This is a genomic window from Bacteroides caecigallinarum, from assembly GCF_021530995.1.
In the GTDB taxonomy this organism is placed as follows: Bacteria; Bacteroidota; Bacteroidia; order Bacteroidales; family Bacteroidaceae; genus Phocaeicola; species Phocaeicola faecigallinarum.
On sequence record NZ_JADYTF010000352.1, the window covers coordinates 1 to 255 of the forward strand.

1 rRNA gene is annotated in these 255 nt (G+C 51.8%); it reads right to left on the reverse strand.

Annotated elements, in window-relative coordinates:
* A 23S ribosomal RNA gene (locus tag I6E24_RS16995) occupies nt 1-255 on the reverse strand; the annotation flags it as partial.

Below are 255 nucleotides of genomic sequence, written 5' to 3' on the forward strand. Positions count from 1 at the left end.
TTAGTATATTCAACCCGACTACGTGTGTCCGTTTGCGGTACGGGTACCTTCAATGTTAAGTTTAGCGGATTTTCTCGGCAGTCTGATTACCCACACTATCACCGCGACCCGAAGGTGTTGGTGTACTGTCAAGTTCGACTCTTCCCGTGGATTTGCCTGCGGGAATCAACGTCTACACTCTTTAACCGGCTATTCCGTCAGCCGGCGGTGGTGTCACTGCTGCGTCTCCACGTCACCATTGGAGGTAGTAACGGA